The sequence below is a fragment of the Paenibacillus sp. FSL E2-8871 genome (genome assembly GCF_038000345.1).
In the GTDB taxonomy this organism is placed as follows: Bacteria; Bacillota; Bacilli; order Paenibacillales; family Paenibacillaceae; genus Paenibacillus_AQ.
The window spans coordinates 3,835,408-3,853,444 of the sequence record NZ_JBBOBV010000001.1; the positions used below are offsets into that span (position 1 = coordinate 3,835,408).

Sequence of the window (18,037 nt, forward strand, 5' to 3'; positions counted from 1 at the left end):
TTCTTTCGAGACCAGAGTTTTAGTTATACTTTCAATCCCTTTGGAGTCGTTAACCGTTCAAGCAAACCAAGCAGATAATCCAGCACGAGTGCAAGAATCGCAGCCGGAATAGCGCCAAGTAAGGTTAGTGCTTCGATGTTCCGTTGAATACCTAGGAAAATAAATTCACCCAATCCGCCAGCACCGATAAAGGCTGCCAGTGTTGCTGTCCCGACATTAATAACTGCAGCAGTACGGATCCCCGCCATAATTACACTTAAAGCTAAAGGGAGTTGAACCCTGAATAGAATTTGCCAGCTCTTCATACCCATTCCCCGGGCCGCTTCCACTATAGACGGATCCACATCAGTAATTCCCGTGTAGGTGTTGCGGATAATTGGCAGCAGTGAATACAGAAACAAAGCTACAACTGCCGTCTTCATCCCTATGCCAAATAAAGGAATCATAAATCCGAGCATCGCCAGACTAGGTATTGTCTGAAAAATCCCAGCCGCACCAAGCGTAATCCCTTTCAGAGGTTTAACCCGTGTAATCATGATTCCAAGCGCAATGCCAACAATAATTGCAAATAACATGGACAAGAGCACAAGTTGCATATGCACTCCCATAGAATGAATCAAATCTTCCCTACGTATATCTAATTGATATATAAGTTGTTGCCATAACGATTGATCTCTCATACAGACACTTCCTCCTCTTTCGTGCCTCCCCATTGTGCTGCAAACGCCGTCAGAAGACTACCTCTTGTAACAATCCCGGCAATGTTCCCCTCAGCGGTTACAATCGGAATAATGCCGTAAGGAGCTTCCGTAATCAATGATAATGCGTCTCTTGCTGTTGCTGTATCCTGCAGCACCACCCCAGGTAGTGTCATAATTTCTTCGATAGTAAGGCTTTGTTCCATTTTAGCGGTAACATCATAAGCGGAGACTATGCCAAGCAGCTTACCTTTCTCGTTTCCAACCAGTAGTGTATCCATTTTGCGTTGACGCATAAAGGTAAGAGCTTTACCCAGCGTGCGGCTTGGAAGAGATGTGGATGGATTGTCACGCATGACTTCTGTTACGGGGATATACTCAGGGTTTTGGTAAATACGGTTTTTGCCGATAAATGACTCTACGAAATCATTAGCAGGCCGGCTGAGCAGCTCATACGGTGTATCTAGTTGAACGATTTCACCATCTTTAAGAATAGCGATTTTATCTCCAAGCTTCAGTGCTTCATCCATATCATGTGTTACAAATACAATTGTCTTCTTCACTTCTTGTTGCATGCGTAGCAGCTCATCTTGCAGCTGTTCACGGGTAATGGGGTCCAAAGCGCCAAACGGTTCATCCATCAATATGATCTCGGGATCAGCTGCCAATGCACGAGCTACACCTACACGCTGCTGCTGCCCACCTGATAATTGTTTCGGATAACGTTTGGCAAATATTACCGGATCAAGTCCGACTAGGCGGAGCATTTCGAGCACCCGTTCTTTTTTCTTCTTCACTTCCCAGCCCTTTAGGTCGGGAATCAAGCCTACATTATCTTCTATGGTGTAGTGCGGGAATAGACCAGCTTGTTGAATAACATAACCGATGTTCTTGCGGAGGGTTACGGGGTTCTCCTTGGTGATATCTTTGCCGTGGATATAAATATGGCCTGAAGTATGCGGAACAAGACGATTTATCATTTTCATCGTTGTTGTCTTTCCGCAACCGCTCGGACCGATCAATACTAGTATTTCTCCAGCTTCAATTTCAAAGCTAATATTCTTAACTGCTTCATAACCATTCGGGTATTTCTTACCTACTTTTTCAAATTTCAGCATGAGGTTCCTCCTTCTAATATCTATCGTCAGATCATCTCTCCAATTACTCTGTAAGTTAAACTATAACAAACAATCCCCAAACTGACAACCTATATGCATTCAATAGGTTGTTTGTTAATAATTGTAATATGTTAATTATAAAAAAAGGCTATCCAGTGATAACCCCCGCTGGATAGCCTTTTTTAAGCTATTATTATAAATGATTTTCTGAATTTTTATTGATAAATTGTTCCGTTCTTTGGTACATTTTCTCATCACCAACTGCTACAAGTACATCATGTTCTCTGAGTATGACATGCGGACCTGGAGAGATGGTTATATCAGCACCTCGGCGAAGCGCTATAATCGTAGCCCCTGTATTCTGCCAAAATTGTAATGCTCCAATGGTTTTACCAACCACATGTGATTCTTCATGGATTGTAATTTCTTCCGGGTGGTACGGTTTTAAATTCTTCATCCGGTCTGATGCCTCGATAATTCCAGTTAGTAGCTTCTCAAATTTACCGTCGAGCTTCTTCTTTTCAAGCAATAATTGCTGTAGATCCTGTTTCAACGAATAAGCTGATTTCAGATAATTATTCCTGGTAATATACTCATACGCCTTTTGATCAGAGATGACAATAATCTCTTTCCCCTGCGAAACAAACACTATATTCTCATCCTTCAATAATCCCATAGCCTTACGAATCGTTTCTGGAGAAACATGATATTGCCCTGCCAATAGAGAACGCCCGGATAGCTTACTCTGTACGGGAAATTCCCCGCTTACAATTCTTTGTGCAATATCAAGGGCTATAGACTTATAACCGGATATTTCTTGCATGGACATTGTCGATCTCCTTACTCTGGCGTGAATTATAAACATGCTCAAGTATACCTTTTTTCACTCACCAAATAAAGATGTCCTGCCTTATCCAAATATTTGATATACCAAAAATAAATTTAACGATACAACCAGACCAGAGATAAGCCAGCCGAGAGCAGCTGTCATCTTACGATTCACTAACCCGCCCATAATCTGACGATTGCTTGTAAACATAACCAGTGGTACCAGAGCAAAGGCAATCCCAAAGGATAAGATCACCTGACTGATAACGAGCGCCTTCGTTGGATTTACACCAAAGCCAATGATAGCCAAAGGTGGAATTATCGTAATCGCACGGCGTAAGTACAGGTTAATTCTTTTGTTGATGAAGCCTTGCATCACTACATCACCAGCCATAGTTCCTACAGAAGAGCTCGATAGTCCAGCGATGAGTAGTCCTAAACCAAACGAGATCGCCGTTACGGGTCCAGCTAAGTGACTAAATTGCTGAAACGCAACATCCAAATCCTCAACCACGATACCATTTTTGAAAAATAATGCGGCCGAGACAATAACCATTGCCAGATTCACTGCACCTGCAATAATCATCGCAATAATAATATCTATGAATTCCAGTTTAAAAATCTGTTTCTTTTCCGCTTCATTTACTCCGACAATTCGGTTCTGTGTAAGTGATGAATGTAGATAAATGGCATGTGGCATCACGGTTGCGCCTAGAATTCCTGCGGCCAAAAGGATGCTGTCCACCCCTTCAAACTTAGGTGTAAACATGCCTACAGCAACAGCACCCATATCCGGTTTAGCTACAATAACTTGAAAAGCAAAGGCTAATACAACTATAAGAATCATTGCAGCAATTCCGGCCTCAAGGGAACGGTAACCCCGGCGCTGAAGCTCTAGGATAGCAAATGAACCGACCGCAGTAATGAGTGCTGCCGGCAGCATGGGAATATCAAATAATAGATAAAGCCCCAATGCTGCCCCGATAAACTCCGCCAGATCCGTAGCTATAATCACCAATTCACTTTGAATCCATAAGAAGATCGATACACTCTTCGGAAAACGATCATGAGCGATCTCCGGCAGATTCTTTCCTGTAGCAATACCAAGCTTGGCAGATAACGCCTGAATAAGAACGGCCATTAAATTCGAGGCTACAATCACCCATAATAAAAGATAGCCGTATTTTGAACCTGCCGTAATGTTGGTGGCAAAATTACCTGGATCCAGATAAGCAACCGCAGCGATAAACGCTGGACCTAAGAAAGGAAGTAATCTTTTAATTCCTTTGGTCTCCCCATTAAGTACGGCTTGCGCCGAAATGGAGTTTTTATGTTGTCTCATATGCGGTTGTTCTATATGTGGTTTTTCTATTAAAGTTTGTTCCAACATGTCAATTCCTCCTCTTGCCCAAAAAAAAGTTGTCTATATACACGAAAGTTTCCTCTGTGCAACTTATATTTAAAGTATATGCTCATTTCTGAAAAATGTAAATATGTTTCATAAGAAATTTTCATATGCTTGTCCACCTACGACCAAGAACAAAAAAACCGGACGACATCAGGAATTACCCGATCTTCGCCCGGTTTAAGCCAATTACTCCGAAAGCTTATGGTGTGAGACTTTGAATATCTCTTCTCATTTGTTCATTCTGCATTTTCAGCTCATTTAATTCTGAAGCTCCTGATAATCAGGCGATGCTTGCTTTCTCGACCCATGCCCGTGTCCATGTTTCCCACCCAGTCCGAACATCATAAATAACATCATCAAAGGACAGATCAATGTGATTAACCAAGACCAATTCATAACATTACCTCCTACAATTTCATTATGACCTCTATATCATAAAGAAAAGTTGTGGAGAAAGGATGTGCTGTGAATTACGAATTTTTCTTCCATGTATCCTTCAGCGGCACAATTCGGTTCAGTACCAGCTTATCTGCTGTGGTATATTTCTTATCCACACAGAAGAATCCATGCCGGATGAATTGAAATTTATCTTCTGGAAGTACACTCGCCATGGAAGGCTCCAACAAACAATCCTTCAGAATGGTTAGGGAATCTGGATTAAGATACGCGTCCCAGCGCTCATCCTCTTCTTTAGGACCGTCGTTATCTTTTAGCAACCGCTCATATAGATGAACTTCCGCCTTGATCGCGTGCTCTGCCGATACCCAGTGGATAGTCGCTTTAACCTTCCGTTCATTAAATCCACTTCCACTCTTCGTTCTCGGATCATAGGTGCAGCGAAGCTCTATAACTTCTCCAGTTGCTTCGTCCTTGAGCACCTCATTGCATTTAATGAAGTAGGCGCCCTTTAACCTAACCTCATTCCCTATAGTCAGCCTGTGATAACCTTTGGGTGGCTCCTCCATGAAATCCTCTTGTTCAATATAAAGCGTCCGTGAAAAAGGAACTTCCCTTTCCCCGAGCGTCTTATCCTCACTGTTATTCTCAATCTTCAGCCATTCGCTTTGATTCTCAGGGTAGTTAGTAATAACCACCTTTAGAGGCTTTAGAACAGCCATCATGCTAGTTGCCTTCGCCTTCAAATCTTGTCTAAGCGAATGTTCTAACATGGCAATATCTACAATGGTGCTATTTCTAACAAAACCAATTTCCTTCACAAAATTCCGAATACTCTCCGGCGTAAAACCTCTTCTCCGCAATCCGCGAAGCGTTGGAAGTCTTGGATCATCCCAGCCATCCACATAATGTCCTGTAACCAGTTGTCTAATATACCGTTTACTAGTAACGACGCCGGTGATATTTACGCGTCCGAACTCCCTTTGCTTTGGAGCCTCAGGGGTATCCAGTTCATTCAGTACCCACTCATACAGTGGTCGATGATCCTTAAACTCAATAGAACATAGGGAATGCGTAATCCCTTCGATCGCATCTTGTATAGGATGGGCAAAATCATACATCGGATAGATGCACCAATCCTTGCCGGTTCTATAATGCTCCGCATGAATGATTCTGTAAATCACTGGATCACGTAAGTTGATATTAGGTGAGCTCATATCTATTTTAGCCCGTAATACTCTGGCTCCCGTCGGATAGGCTCCATTCCTCATCTCCGTGAATAACTTCAAATTCTCTTCCACAGAACGCTCCCGATAAGGGCTGTTCTTTCCCGGCTCCGTAAGCGTTCCTCTATAAGCTGACACCTCTTCAGGTGATAAATCGCAGACGTAGGCTTTTCCTTTTTGAATTAACTTTACCGCGCTATTATATATTTTTTCCGAATAGTCTGATCCGTAGAAAGTATGGTCTGGCGGGTAGCCCATCCATAGCATATCTTCGCAAATAGCATTTACATACTCCAGATCCTCTTTTAAAGGATTGGTGTCATCGAACCGCAAATGGAACTTCCCGCCATACTTTTTCGCCGTCGTATAGTTCGTGTGAATAGCATACGCACTGCCAATATGCAAATACCCATTAGGCTCCGGTGGGAATCTCGTGCAAATATCTCTACTGTAAGTCCCAGCTTCCAGCTCTTCTTGAATCAATCTGTCGATGTAACTCTCTGCTAATACTTCCGGTTCCTTGTTCATTGGTATTACCTCCTGTTTATAAGTGATATCCGCCTCTGTAAAATAAAAAGAACCTCACCTCCAAGACTTATGGTCTTGGGGACGAAATTCTCGCGGTACCACCCCAGGTTCATTAATATGTCGCCATATTAATCTCATCAAGTACGGCAATGCAGCTTTCGCAGCGCTTATACTCTAGCTCTATAACAGGAGCTCCCGTCATACCATCCCCGTCGATCGGTTCCGATATGCCGCTCAGAGGCTTGTTTCGATAAAATCTCCCTTACCCTGTTCTCATCATTCAGGGCTCTCTGTGAAGGAATGATTTTATTTACTCTTCTCGTCATCGCGTTTAATTATTTTGTATAGGATACCAAATTGATGGTCCTGTGTAAATGGTGCTGTACTTCTGTCTTCTTACAATTTAATCCTCGCTCAGAGCCGTTATCAGTTCCAACACTACTTCATTATCAGGCTCTACAGCCAAAGCTCTACGCGCGTAATCCAGTGCAGCCCCTTCAGCTCCAAGCTCATAATTACAAATCGCCATACTATAAAGCACCGAGGCTAATGGTTCTTCCGAATTGGCATGCATAGACCGTTCTAAGTAGGCTAACGCCTCCTCGAACTTATCCATTTCATACAGCAGTAACCCAGCATCCAGTGATAGGTCATAGCTCTGTTCCATCGGATAGTAACCTGTCCACATTAATCGTATTCCCTGCTGAAGATCCAGCATTTCTTCATCACTGGCATCCGGCAGCAGCTCCGAAATCTTTTCTGCACTATGGATAAACCATTCTGCATCATACCCACCTAAGCGCCAAAAAGCCAAAATCTGCTGGAGACCCATTGTATCTAATTGCTGATCCATCCATTCCTTCATACTGAAGAAATCATCCGGGCCAAAACGCTCTATAAACCGCTTGTAACCTAACCGAGTGTTCGTATAGCTCATCGGCGCGTCCAGCATAAGAATGCATCCGATATTCAAGTTTTTGTAATGATGAGTGGTAAATAAGGAGTGTGCTCCTTTTTGCTCCAACATATACTGAATTGCATGATAATTCGCCGTTAAGGAGAAGCTACCGTGATGAATCAGCAAAGGGGGTTCCGCAAATTCCCAATTCTCTATTCGGTGATCTCCCTTATCCGCTGTAAGGAGTACGAACCCTTCTATAGACAACTTAGCTAGCCGCTCCAAACAAGTAAGCCCCACAACAGGAAACAGAATATGGGAATCCTCCAGCTTCTGCTGATAGAGCTTTATAACATCGTGATAGGGGTAGGTTTCTACTTCGTAATTAGCCGCTCGAACATAATGATACTGTGGGATGATTGTACCGAGTACATCAGAGGGGTTGTCCGATCCTGCAGACTCTGAATACTGAATCGACACCTCACATTCAAATATTTTACCTTCATCCACATAAATTAATTCCTGCGGGATACTGTCAAAAAAATAATTCGCCACAAGCAGCAGCGGCTGCTGTAAATCACCAGGTTTGATGCTGAGCTTAGCCTGTACTAAATACAGTTCAGTATCCTGTACAGCATCAAATCGTGCGAAATCCAGTATACCCTGCTCTACGAATGGAAGTAAGCTTGGGTGCTTCTGCCAGCTGGTTATATTTTTAACGGGTAAATCACTCATCACATAACGAAAAGGAGGAAGTGGAGTCCCCGCATAATCTATGATTTCGCATAGCTTCTTAAGGATATGGAACGCTAACCGACCCGCTCCCGCTCCCAATTCCAGTATAGTGACTGTCTCAGAGAGATGTCCTTGTCCAGCCCGATCTTGCAGGAATCCGAAGATCATTTCCGCATATGCTGTCGCAATCATAGGATTACTCGTAATATACTGCGGAACCTGATCATTATTCCAAGCCTTTAATCCCTGTTCTTCATAATAAGCCCGCTGCAACTCCCAAATGGGTGCTTCACTGAATCGATAGTGCTGCCCTTCGTTACCTGTCATCTATTTCTTAACCTGCTCTCTGTATATCTTGTTAGAACACCTATGATACTTATTCCGCTCTCAATGTACGTGATCTGAAAATGACGTATTCAGCCTCTGTAGGAATGGAAACGGAAAATGATAATAATGCCGCCTTGGAGGTTAAAGAGTCAGGTCCTTTTAAAGTTTGGTAGTAAGAGTTCCCTTTACTGTCCACACTCACCAGCTCCAGTTCCGCATTCCCTTTAGGGATAACAAAACCAGAGGTATTTTGCACGCCTAAGGTTAGTCTGTATTCTTTCCCAGATTGAGTCTGTGTTAGCTTAAACGGATATAACGGATATGGATGTGCTGTTGTTTCCACTGGGTAAGGGGCAAGCGCTCGATCCGCCTCAGGCTTTGCCCATTCCTCCCCTTTTCTAGCGCCAATGCCAAGGGTCAATTTATTCACGTTATTGAACTGAGTTTCCCAGCGAAATGTCTTTAACCCCTCTAGAATAGGGGATGCTGGAACAAACAGGATTCCGTCCTTGATCTCTGGGGCGATCCCTAACGAATCTTCTGTCTCCCCATTAAATTCTGCCTCTAGCTGCCCTGCTTTAATCTTCCCTACAGAGCGATCCAGTAGTGAAACCGTAACGCTGTTCGTTAATGCGTCATAGAGCAAATCTGCACCAATCGCACTCGAGAAAGCCCGAATCGGCACCATTAATTTACCTGATTTAAAATAAGGAGCGAGTTTACCTGGAAAAAGGACGTAATACCCCCCATATGACAGTGGCATTACCTGAGTCCCTAACTGAACAGCCGCCGACACCGATGTAGGTGTAACCGCGGAACCCGCGGCGAACATAATTACCAACAGACCTATGACATAAGCTCTTATTCTCCCTAATCGTTGTAAGGACTCCTTAATGTGATTCATCTCAAACCCCTCTCCCTCTCTACTCCGTCTAAAACAAAGCCTCTATTAGTAATAATCAATGATCCCCTTGCTCATGTCAACTTGTTCCACTTTTGTTATTCATCATATAAGACAGGATTCCGCATATATTTTCATTGAGTTATTTAGAATCATGAAAGGAGTGCGATGGATGACTGCAGATGGACAGGATTCGCCAAGAAAGACAAATATCCCTCAGCCCATTCGAAGCGATGGCGCAGGGGGATTAGATAAAGGACCACGTGATATAATGCGGGATTTGGAGAATCCCGACATGTTTGTCCCTCCCGTGACCGATGCCGGTCTCGTCCCCAATTTAAAATTCTCTTTCTCCGATGCACATATGCAGCTTAATCATGGTGGCTGGTCGAGAGAGGTGACGGTCAGAGACCTCCCCATCGCCACTACACTAGCTGGCGTCAACATGAGCCTAACCCCCGGTGGAGTTCGTGAACTCCACTGGCATCAGCAAGCGGAATGGTCTTATATGCTGCTAGGTCGAGCTCGAATTACTGCCGTAGATCAAAATGGTCGAAACTTCATAGCAGATGTGGGGCCAGGTGATCTATGGTATTTTCCGCCAGGTATTCCCCACTCTATACAAGGTCTTGAAGAAGGCTGTGAGTTTCTGCTTGTATTCGACGATGGAAGTTTCTCTGATCTAAACACCTTGTCCATTTCCGATTGGTTTGCCCATACTCCTAAAGAAGTTCTTTCGGCTAACTTTGGGGTGCCTGCCGCTGCATTTGACTCTATTCCCACCGAACAGGTCTATATTTATCAGGATCAGGTTCCGGGTTCATTGCAAAGTCAAAAGGTAGAATCTCCATACGGAGAGATCCCACAAACCTTTAAACATTCCTTATTGGCTCAACCTCCGCTGAAAACTCCCGGCGGGAGCGTCAGAATAGTCGATTCCAGTAACTTTCCCATCTCCAAAACCGTAGCTGCCGCATTGGTAGAAATTGAACCCGGAGGGATGAGAGAGCTGCACTGGCATCCAAATAACGATGAATGGCAGTATTATCTTACCGGAAAAGGACGCATGACCGTATTCGCTGGAAATGGTGTAGCACGTACCTTCAACTACAGAGCGGGCGATGTAGGATATGTTCCTTTTGCGTTTGGACATTATATTCAGAATACAGGCGACGACTCCTTATGGTTCCTTGAAATGTTCAAAAGCGATCGTTTTGCCGACGTTTCTCTGAATCAATGGATGGCTCTCACTCCCCATGAATTGGTTCAAAGTAACCTGAACGTTGGACCAGAGGTAATGAACGCCTTAAGGAAAGTGAAATGGCCCGTTGTGAAATATCCTAAGACAAGCAAAAACGCCTCCGACGTCCCTAAAGGACGGTAAGCGTTTTTGCTAGAAATATAAGGATAAGGTGTAGTGTGAAACTTATACTTTCTTATATTTTTAAAAGAATAGGATGCTTCACCTGGTAACTATTCGCCGGTCTCCGCAAATCGTTTGATTCTTTCCTCAATCTGGTCACGCACACGCTGGAACACTGCCCACTTCTCTTCATCGGTCCCTTGCGCTTTTGCCGGATCATCGAAGCCCCAGTGTTCCCGTTTGACCTTCGGAGGCGTCATTGGACATTTATCCGCAGCGTCCCCACATAACGTAATGACTAAATCAGCATTATTCAGCAGATTAGAATCAATCATATCCGAGGTCTGTCCAGTGATATCTATGCCTACTTCGCTCATAACTTGTACAGCTTTTGGATTTAGACCATGGGCTTCAATTCCAGCGCTGTACACGTTCCATTCTCCCCCTAAATATTGCTTCGCCCAGCCCTCAGCCATCTGACTCCGGCAAGAGTTTCCTGTACATAAAAAATAAATCGTTTTCTTGTTCATCCTGATCTTCCCCTTTTCAAATTAAGTAATCAACAACCACAGATAAAGACCTAAAAGTGTAATAAACAACGTTGGGATAGTTAATATAATGCCTGTCTTAAAATACGTTCCCCAGGATATCTTCACACCTTTGGCCGAAAGCACATGGAGCCACAACAGCGTTGCTAGTGAGCCAATCGGGGTGATTTTAGGGCCTAAGTCTGAACCTATAACATTCGCATATATTAATGCCTCTTTAATAACTCCGGTTGTATGCGTTGCATCAATTGCGAGTGCGTCAATCATTACAGTAGGCAGATTATTCATCAATGATGAGATCAATGCAGCAATGAACCCCATACCCATAGTTGCAGCGAATAGACCCTGATCAGCAATCATTCCTATCGCCTTAGCGAGTAGATCAGTTAGACCCGCATTCCGAAGTCCATATACCACGACATACATTCCAATGGAGAAGAACACAATCGCCCAAGGTGCTCCTGTAAGCACTTCTTTCACCTTGACGGAAGGACTTCTTCTCGCGAGGAGCATGAACAAAATTGCAATGATTCCCACAACCACTGATACCGGTATCTTCAAGAATCCACTAACGAAATACCCTATTAAAAGAATAGCCAGTACAATCCATGATAATCGGAACATCTTCTTATCTTTAATAGCCTCTTGCGGATCTTTTAGTTCGGAATCATTAAATCGCTTCGGAATACTTTTGCGAAAAAAGAAATAAAGCACCACGATACTCGCTATCAATGAGAATAGCGTAGGTACAATCATTTTCCCCGCATACTCCATAAAGGTAATTCCAAAAAAGTCAGCCGATACGATATTCACAAGATTGCTAACCACAAGCGGCAATGAGGTGGTGTCCGCAATAAAGCCGCTAGCAATAATGAATGGAAATACTTTTTTCTCATCAAAATTCAGCGCTCTTACCATAGCAAGTACAATAGGGGTAAGTATTAGCGCCGCTCCATCATTTGCAAAAAAGGCAGAAACCAACGCACCAAGAACGATGACATAGACAAACATTCGTGTTCCGTTCCCCCGTGCTGCTCGCGCCATATGTAACGCTGCCCATTCAAAAAATCCAATACTGTCTAAAATTAAGGAAATTAAGATAATTGCAACAAACGCCAAAGTAGCATTCCACACCATCTGTGTTACATCCAGGACATCATTAAAGCTAACTACCCCAGCTAGTAAAGCAATGATCGCTCCGCCGCAGGCTGACCATCCAATCGATAAATTTCGAGGCTGCCAGATTACAAAAATTAAAGTTACCATAAAAATAAGTATGGCTAGAATGACCACTTTCTCAACACTCCTATAATCTACGAATAAATCCTATATCACCATATAACTATATAGTTATATACAGTCTAAAAAACTACAACTATATTTTAGTCGCAGCACGGTGCTTTAACTTCTTTATTCAAACTAGCCAATATCGCGGCTGAGCTGGGCATTTGTTGAAGAACAGCCCTAAGATGCGGTTTATCCTCGACATTTAATGAATAATGCACCCACTGCCCTCGTTTGCTTTCTTTCACGATCCCTCGATTCTTCAATTTCCGTAGATGCTGACTGATCGCCGGCTGGGATATATCAAAAATATCAAGGAATTCACACACGCACCATTCCCTTTCTTTCAAAAGTGAAAGCATGGCCAGTCGCGTCTTATCTCCTAAGAGCTTCAAATCATCTGCAATATCCGTCAGTGACTGCATCCCTACTTCTCCTCCTTCCAACACTTATATAAGCGAATACTTATATTGTAATGAACTAGACATTTAGATGCAAGACTTTTATGTACTCGCTTCTTTTAATTGTTCTCAGAGTTTATATTTTGATTCAGTCCGTTAACTATTCATATGACTTAATATTACGTGTAAATCTGTCAGATCATATTTATGAAAAAAGACCGTCAGCTCTCTCGCGAGAACTATCAGCCTTATCTATTTCTATGAACTTATTTAATATATGGTTTAGGTTCTAGGAATCGTTACAACAAACTGGGTTCCTTCTCCAACTTTACTCTCCACATCAATATTACAATCATGTATTTTCAGAATCTTCATCACAATGGAAAGTCCAAGTCCATTCCCTTTAAGAGCGCTGCTACGCGCCTTCTCCACCATATAGAATCGATCAAAGATAAGCGGAAGTGCTTCCTCAGGAATGCCTTTTCCAGAGTCTTTAATATAAACCTTCACAAATTGCGCGTTCATCTCAATTTCAACATGAATGGTACCGTCTTGCCCCGTATATTTTATAGCATTATTTATTAAGTTCTGCCAGACCTGATCAAATAAATCTTTATCCACCGTGATCTCGCAAGGCAATAAATCCAATTCAATCATAATATCTTTCCGTGCCCACTGTGGTTCCGCTAATACGATCGTTCTTCTTAATTGTTCGTCTAATTGGAATGTGGTGGGATTAACCGGATGGTGTTCCGAATCGAGTGAGGCTAATCGGAGCAGATTATCACTAAGCCTAGATAGGCGTAAGGTTTCCTCATAGATAATATCCAGATGCTCTTTTTGCTCTTCTAATGGAATGACACCGTCTTGCAGCGCTCTTGTAAATCCTCTAATCGATGTAAGCGGTGACTGCATTTCATGAGAAACATTGCTGACAAAATCATCACGAACTGAGTCCATTTTCTGCAGCTCACTTGCCATACGATTAAAGCTCTCCATCAGTTCACCAAATTCATCTTTATTACGATAAGTCAATCGGACAGATAAATTGCCTGACGCCATTTCCTTTGCTGCAACAGTTAGCTTCTTAATAGGCTTCACAATATACCTGGACATGAACAAGATAAGCAAGCTTCCGATGACTAGTACAGCTAAAAGTGTAAACAGAAGCGTAATTCTCAAGCCTCTTACAATCGATGAAAAATCAATCTTAATAATGAAAGCACCTTTTCCATCATCTATCTTAGGAACCCCTACGATAGCAAGTCCACCCCTACCCGATAGAAAGACCGCATCGGTTGTGTTGGAATTGAATAAGATAGCAACTTTCTCCTTGTCTAAAGAAAAAATAGACTCACTTGGCTCATTAACAACCGCTATATCTATACCAAATCGATTAAGCAGATCTGCAAATGCGTTTACTTTTTCCGGATCATCTATCAGATTTGTCACCTTTGCTATATCTTTAGCAATATTAATAAACATATGGTTTGGGGTATTATTTTTTTCTGAAAACTGCATAAAAAGAAAAAAGGAAATAATTAAACTGACTAAAACAATACCAATGAACGTAACGACGATTCGAAGACGCAGGCTTTTTCTCACCATCTAGGCTAGCTCCAGACGATAACCAAGTCCTCTTACTGTAGAAATGATGAACTGAGGGATGGGTTCAAGACGTTCTCTCAAGCGTTTGATATGCACATCAACCGTCCGCTCATCGCCTTCATAATCCATTCCCCATATATTCTCTATTAGCTGAGTGCGGGTGAATATTTGCCTTGGCGAACCCGCCAAAGCAAATAACAGTTCACATTCCTTCTTTTTCAATTCAACCATTTGATCGGCATTAGCGACTGTTAAATTCCCTAGATCAATCGTTACTCCCCCTAATTGAATAACATTCGAAGGGGTTACATGATATCTCTTTAATAAAGATTTCACACGCAGTACCAATTCAATGGGATCAAACGGCTTTACTAAATAATCGTCTGACCCCGCATTAAATCCTCTGACTTTATCCTTAGACTCTCCTTTGGCTGTAACCATTAGGATCGGCATATCAATATAAGATCGAATATCTTCTGTCAGTTCTATACCATCAATATGAGGCATCATCACATCCACAATCGCTAAATCAATTTTTGTATGAGCTAGAATGTCTAATGCTATTTGACCATCTTCCGCTTCCACTACGGAAAACTGATCTTTTTCAAGATATAATCGTATTAATTTGCGGATATGGGAATCATCATCAACCACTAGAATTGTGCTCATACATCAATTTCCTTTCCAACATTGTATTTATTCGTATCGCAGAGATTCCATTGGATCGAGCTTGGCAGCCTTCGATGAAGGCATCAAACCAGCGACAATACTAATCCCTGTACTTACAACTAATCCGAATACGATATAAGATCCAGATAAGTTAATAAGCTTTACGCCAAAAGCATTTTCCAGAAGTATATTTAAACCAAAGCTAATGATAGCTGCAAAGATTATTGCGAAGACACCACTAAATATACCCAATAATGCGGATTCGGAAAAGAATATTCGCTTGATATCTTTCTTTCTTGCTCCAATCGCACGAAGGATCCCAATTTCTTTCGTCCGTTCCACTACACTAATGTAAAGTACAACCAATATCATAATCCCTGATACGATGAGCGAAATCCCTGCAATACCAGATAGAACGATCGTAGCCATATCCACATAAGTCGTGATACGCTCCATGATTTTTGCCGTTTGGGAGCCCGAGAAGCCCGCATCAACAGCCGCTTTATTAATATCATTTACATATTTCATATCCGTTGCAAAAGCATTAACCTGAATCGGGCCAATGGTAATCCCTTTATCAGTATACATTTGCTCCAGTGTCTGTGTTGGAATATATCCTGTTGGTGACATTTGCGCTCTTGGATCAGTGGCTTCATAAACACCAGAGACCGTGATTTCTTTTTCCAACGTTATCGGTTTATGTTGAGCATCCATTTCATTAATATACAGATGAATAGACTTCCCTACCATAGCATTCGGTTGGTCATTTCCACTTAATTGACTCGCTATTTTCGTTGGTAATAATACTTCATTTTCTTTCGGTAAAGCCCCTGCTTTAATCGTCGCTTTATCAAACGTATCGTTTAAGGTGGTTAATTGTGTAAGACTACTCGTTTGTTCCCCAAAAACCGTGGTAGATTTGCCTGTAATGGTTGTTATGGTCTCTACATGATCTACATTTGGAAGGTTACGAATCGTTTCAACATCGGCCTTTGTAAACGTAACGCCGGGTAACATCATCGCTTCTGGGCCCTTCATGTCCTTGGCTTCTGGATTTGGCTTAGTAATATCCACCAGTAAAGGGTCCATACTTGAATTTATTTCATTATTAATATAGCTCGTGATCCCATTTCCTAAGGAAAGCATCAAGAGTACACTTAAAATACCTATCGCCCCCCCCAATGCTACCAATACATTACGTTTGGCGTTAAGCTTCATATTTTGAAGGGCCATTTTGAAAGAAGCCATTAAGCTGAGATTTCGGGCCGAACCATCTCCCCCATCGTAGGTAGCTATGGAACGTTCCTTCAAATGAATATCGTCTTTCACCAATCCCTCTTCAAGCTTAACGATACGGCTACCGTAATCAGCTACTTTCTGCGAGTGGGTCACGGTAATGACCAAGATTCCTCTTTTCGCTATGCTGTCCAACAAAACTAAGATTTGATCACCTGTATCCTTATCCAGCGCACCCGTAGGTTCATCTGCCAGTATAATATCTGGATTGTTTGACAATGCGCGTGCAATGGATACCCGTTGCTTCTGTCCACCGGACAGTTGATTTGGACGTTTTTTCAGATGATCCTTTAATCCTACCTCAGTCAAAATTTCTATAGCACGCTTATTACGTTCTTTCTCGCTTGTATTCGTCATCTGCATCGCAACCGTAACATTTTCCAAGACTGATAAGTGTGGAATCAGATTAAAGTTTTGAAATACGAAGCCGATGTTATTCTTACGATAGTCATCCATTTCCTTTTCGGTCATCTTGCTTAGGTTCTTCCCGCGAACAAGGACATCGCCCTCATAATCAGAGTCCATTCCACCAATAATATTCATTAGTGTGGACTTGCCGCAACCGGATTCACCGAGGATAGAGACAAATTCACCTGTCTCAAAGCTTAAATTCACATCATGGAGTACTGGAACCTTTTCCTTACCATATAAAGTATACGATTTTTTAACATTCTTAACCTCTAATATGTTCATTCCGATCTCTTCCTCTCCTGGGTCACGATCTTTATCTCTTCCTTTGATGTTGCCTATCCTAACAAATTTATGTGAACTGATAATGAACTGGAATACCTCCACATCTTGAGACAATACATTTAAGGAGGAAGTGGTAACTACGGGGAACTTTTGGACTTCCGGCCGCTGTTGTCTCCAAATTTCCTGAATTGTACCGCTGTTAGCGGATGAAATTCGGAGACAAAGGCGGTCGCTACCGCTCCTACAGTTCCAAATTGCCCCTTCGTAACTCTCCTCCGTTTATTTTTAGGTCAAGTCATAGAAAAAGGCGAATTCTCACTCAGCATGGAGTCGAATTCGCCTTTTTCTGTTAGGCACATTTTATAAAGATTTAGTGAGTCATATAATAGGCAATTCGCCCAACTTCTTTACCTGTGTAATAGACGATATCAAAGATTAGCACTGCTAAGATAAATTTCGAGAGCAACGGATACTTGTTAAATAAAGGCTTAATACTCTTCTCTATGAACTCCATTTATGTTCCCCTTTCTTTAAGCTAGCGCTCTTTTTCGTATCAATCTAATTTGGCCTCTGTGATTAATTTCATCTTCGAATACATGAAACCACATGAAATAGTAGTTCGCCTGTTTGTGATGCCAGAATTCCTCTTCTGTATATAACCAGTCATCATCAACGGTTGCGAACAATGCATACGTTCTTTCTCTTACTTCATTTAAACGGTCTAAATAATAGTTAAGATCATTCCCTTTAATCATCGCTCGCCCTTCGTCTCCTAAGCTTAACGCTGGCCCCCATATTGTTAATTCTTCCTCAGACAAATCTCTTCCCTCAAACGTTGCCACTTGATACGCATATTCTACCGCAGCGTAATGTAATAATAATGATCCAATAGAGTTACTCTCTGAATCCAATAAATAGTCTAGTTGTTCCACTGTTAGACCTGCAACGGCTTGTAGTGTTGTGTGTCTGGCGTAGTTCATCATGGATAAAAGACGACTAATTTGTGGTGAATAACCGGGGATATCTGTAATCAAATATATTTTGTCCATGTCGATCATTATGAGATCTCTCCTTCATATCTACGAATTTGTAAATTTACAAGACTATGTATT

17 protein-coding genes and 1 other annotated feature are annotated in these 18,037 nt (G+C 42.2%); of the genes, 1 reads left to right on the forward strand and 16 read right to left on the reverse strand.

The genetic code is table 11. The features are described 5' to 3' along the window. Positions 1–23: 23 nt before the first annotated feature. The 8 genes from NYE25_RS17425 to NYE25_RS17460 form a co-directional block, all read right to left on the reverse strand. A complete protein-coding gene (locus NYE25_RS17425) occupies positions 24–680 on the reverse strand; it encodes an ABC transporter permease (protein ID WP_076285515.1) in 657 nt (218 codons plus the stop codon). Further along, positions 677–1,816 (reverse strand): ABC transporter ATP-binding protein, encoded by a 1,140-nt coding sequence (locus NYE25_RS17430; protein WP_341146474.1) that lies wholly within the window; start codon positions 1,814–1,816, stop codon positions 677–679. Before NYE25_RS17430 ends, NYE25_RS17425 begins: the two co-directional genes overlap by 4 nt. Before the next feature lie 193 nt (positions 1,817–2,009). Next, the gene (locus NYE25_RS17435; RefSeq protein ID WP_283909137.1) at positions 2,010–2,645 is read right to left on the reverse strand and encodes a TrkA C-terminal domain-containing protein; all 636 of its coding nucleotides are present in this window, start codon (positions 2,643–2,645) and stop codon (positions 2,010–2,012) included. Between the two features lie 81 nt (positions 2,646–2,726). After that, on the reverse strand, positions 2,727–3,986 hold the full coding sequence (locus tag NYE25_RS17440; RefSeq protein ID WP_042194556.1) for an Nramp family divalent metal transporter: 1,260 nt from the start codon (positions 3,984–3,986) through the stop codon (positions 2,727–2,729). A gap of 324 nt (positions 3,987–4,310) precedes the next feature. Next, positions 4,311–4,448, reverse strand: a complete 138-nt coding sequence (locus tag NYE25_RS17445) for a DUF2933 domain-containing protein (protein ID WP_341146475.1) — start codon at positions 4,446–4,448, stop codon at positions 4,311–4,313. Positions 4,449–4,522: 74 nt separating this feature from the next. Then, entirely contained in the window at positions 4,523–6,202 is a 1,680-nt protein-coding gene (locus NYE25_RS17450) for a glutamine--tRNA ligase/YqeY domain fusion protein (protein ID WP_341146476.1), read from the reverse strand. 74 nt (positions 6,203–6,276) lie between these two features. Next, positions 6,277–6,537: a binding site (T-box leader), on the reverse strand. Positions 6,538–6,605: 68 nt separating this feature from the next. After that, entirely contained in the window at positions 6,606–8,162 is a 1,557-nt protein-coding gene (locus NYE25_RS17455) for a tetratricopeptide repeat protein (RefSeq protein ID WP_341146477.1), read from the reverse strand. Positions 8,163–8,211: 49 nt separating this feature from the next. Continuing rightward, positions 8,212–9,066: a copper amine oxidase N-terminal domain-containing protein gene (locus tag NYE25_RS17460; RefSeq protein ID WP_339798715.1), complete on the reverse strand. Its 855-nt coding sequence runs from the start codon at positions 9,064–9,066 to the stop codon at positions 8,212–8,214. Between the two features lie 169 nt (positions 9,067–9,235). On the opposite strand from NYE25_RS17460, the gene NYE25_RS17465 reads away from it, so the two are divergent. Then, entirely contained in the window at positions 9,236–10,447 is a 1,212-nt protein-coding gene (locus NYE25_RS17465) for an oxalate decarboxylase family bicupin (RefSeq protein ID WP_341146478.1), read from the forward strand. An 89-nt stretch (positions 10,448–10,536) separates the two neighbouring features. Here the strand turns inward: NYE25_RS17465 and arsC are convergent, their stop codons facing one another. The 8 genes from arsC to NYE25_RS17505 all read right to left on the reverse strand — a co-directional run bounded on the left by arsC (position 10,537) and on the right by NYE25_RS17505 (position 17,983). Next, a complete protein-coding gene (arsC, locus tag NYE25_RS17470; RefSeq protein WP_341146479.1) occupies positions 10,537–10,956 on the reverse strand; it encodes an arsenate reductase (thioredoxin) in 420 nt (139 codons plus the stop codon). A 21-nt stretch (positions 10,957–10,977) separates the two neighbouring features. After that, complete coding sequence (locus tag NYE25_RS17475) at positions 10,978–12,267, reverse strand: arsenic transporter (protein ID WP_339243534.1); 1,290 nt, start codon at positions 12,265–12,267, stop codon at positions 10,978–10,980. 89 nt (positions 12,268–12,356) lie between these two features. Continuing rightward, the gene (locus NYE25_RS17480; protein WP_341051596.1) at positions 12,357–12,683 is read right to left on the reverse strand and encodes an ArsR/SmtB family transcription factor; all 327 of its coding nucleotides are present in this window, start codon (positions 12,681–12,683) and stop codon (positions 12,357–12,359) included. A gap of 258 nt (positions 12,684–12,941) precedes the next feature. Beyond that, positions 12,942–14,267 carry a sensor histidine kinase gene (locus tag NYE25_RS17485; RefSeq protein WP_341146480.1) on the reverse strand — a complete coding sequence of 442 codons (1,326 nt, stop codon included), beginning with the start codon at positions 14,265–14,267 and terminating at the stop codon, positions 12,942–12,944. Further along, entirely contained in the window at positions 14,268–14,936 is a 669-nt protein-coding gene (locus NYE25_RS17490) for a response regulator transcription factor (protein ID WP_042191977.1), read from the reverse strand. 27 nt (positions 14,937–14,963) lie between these two features. Continuing rightward, positions 14,964–16,925, reverse strand: a complete 1,962-nt coding sequence (locus NYE25_RS17495; protein ID WP_341146481.1) for an ABC transporter ATP-binding protein/permease — start codon at positions 16,923–16,925, stop codon at positions 14,964–14,966. A gap of 370 nt (positions 16,926–17,295) precedes the next feature. Continuing rightward, positions 17,296–17,439 carry a hypothetical protein gene (locus NYE25_RS17500; protein ID WP_179085821.1) on the reverse strand — a complete coding sequence of 48 codons (144 nt, stop codon included), beginning with the start codon at positions 17,437–17,439 and terminating at the stop codon, positions 17,296–17,298. A 16-nt stretch (positions 17,440–17,455) separates the two neighbouring features. After that, positions 17,456–17,983 (reverse strand): DinB family protein, encoded by a 528-nt coding sequence (locus NYE25_RS17505; protein WP_341146482.1) that lies wholly within the window; start codon positions 17,981–17,983, stop codon positions 17,456–17,458. Positions 17,984–18,037 lie beyond the last annotated feature (54 nt).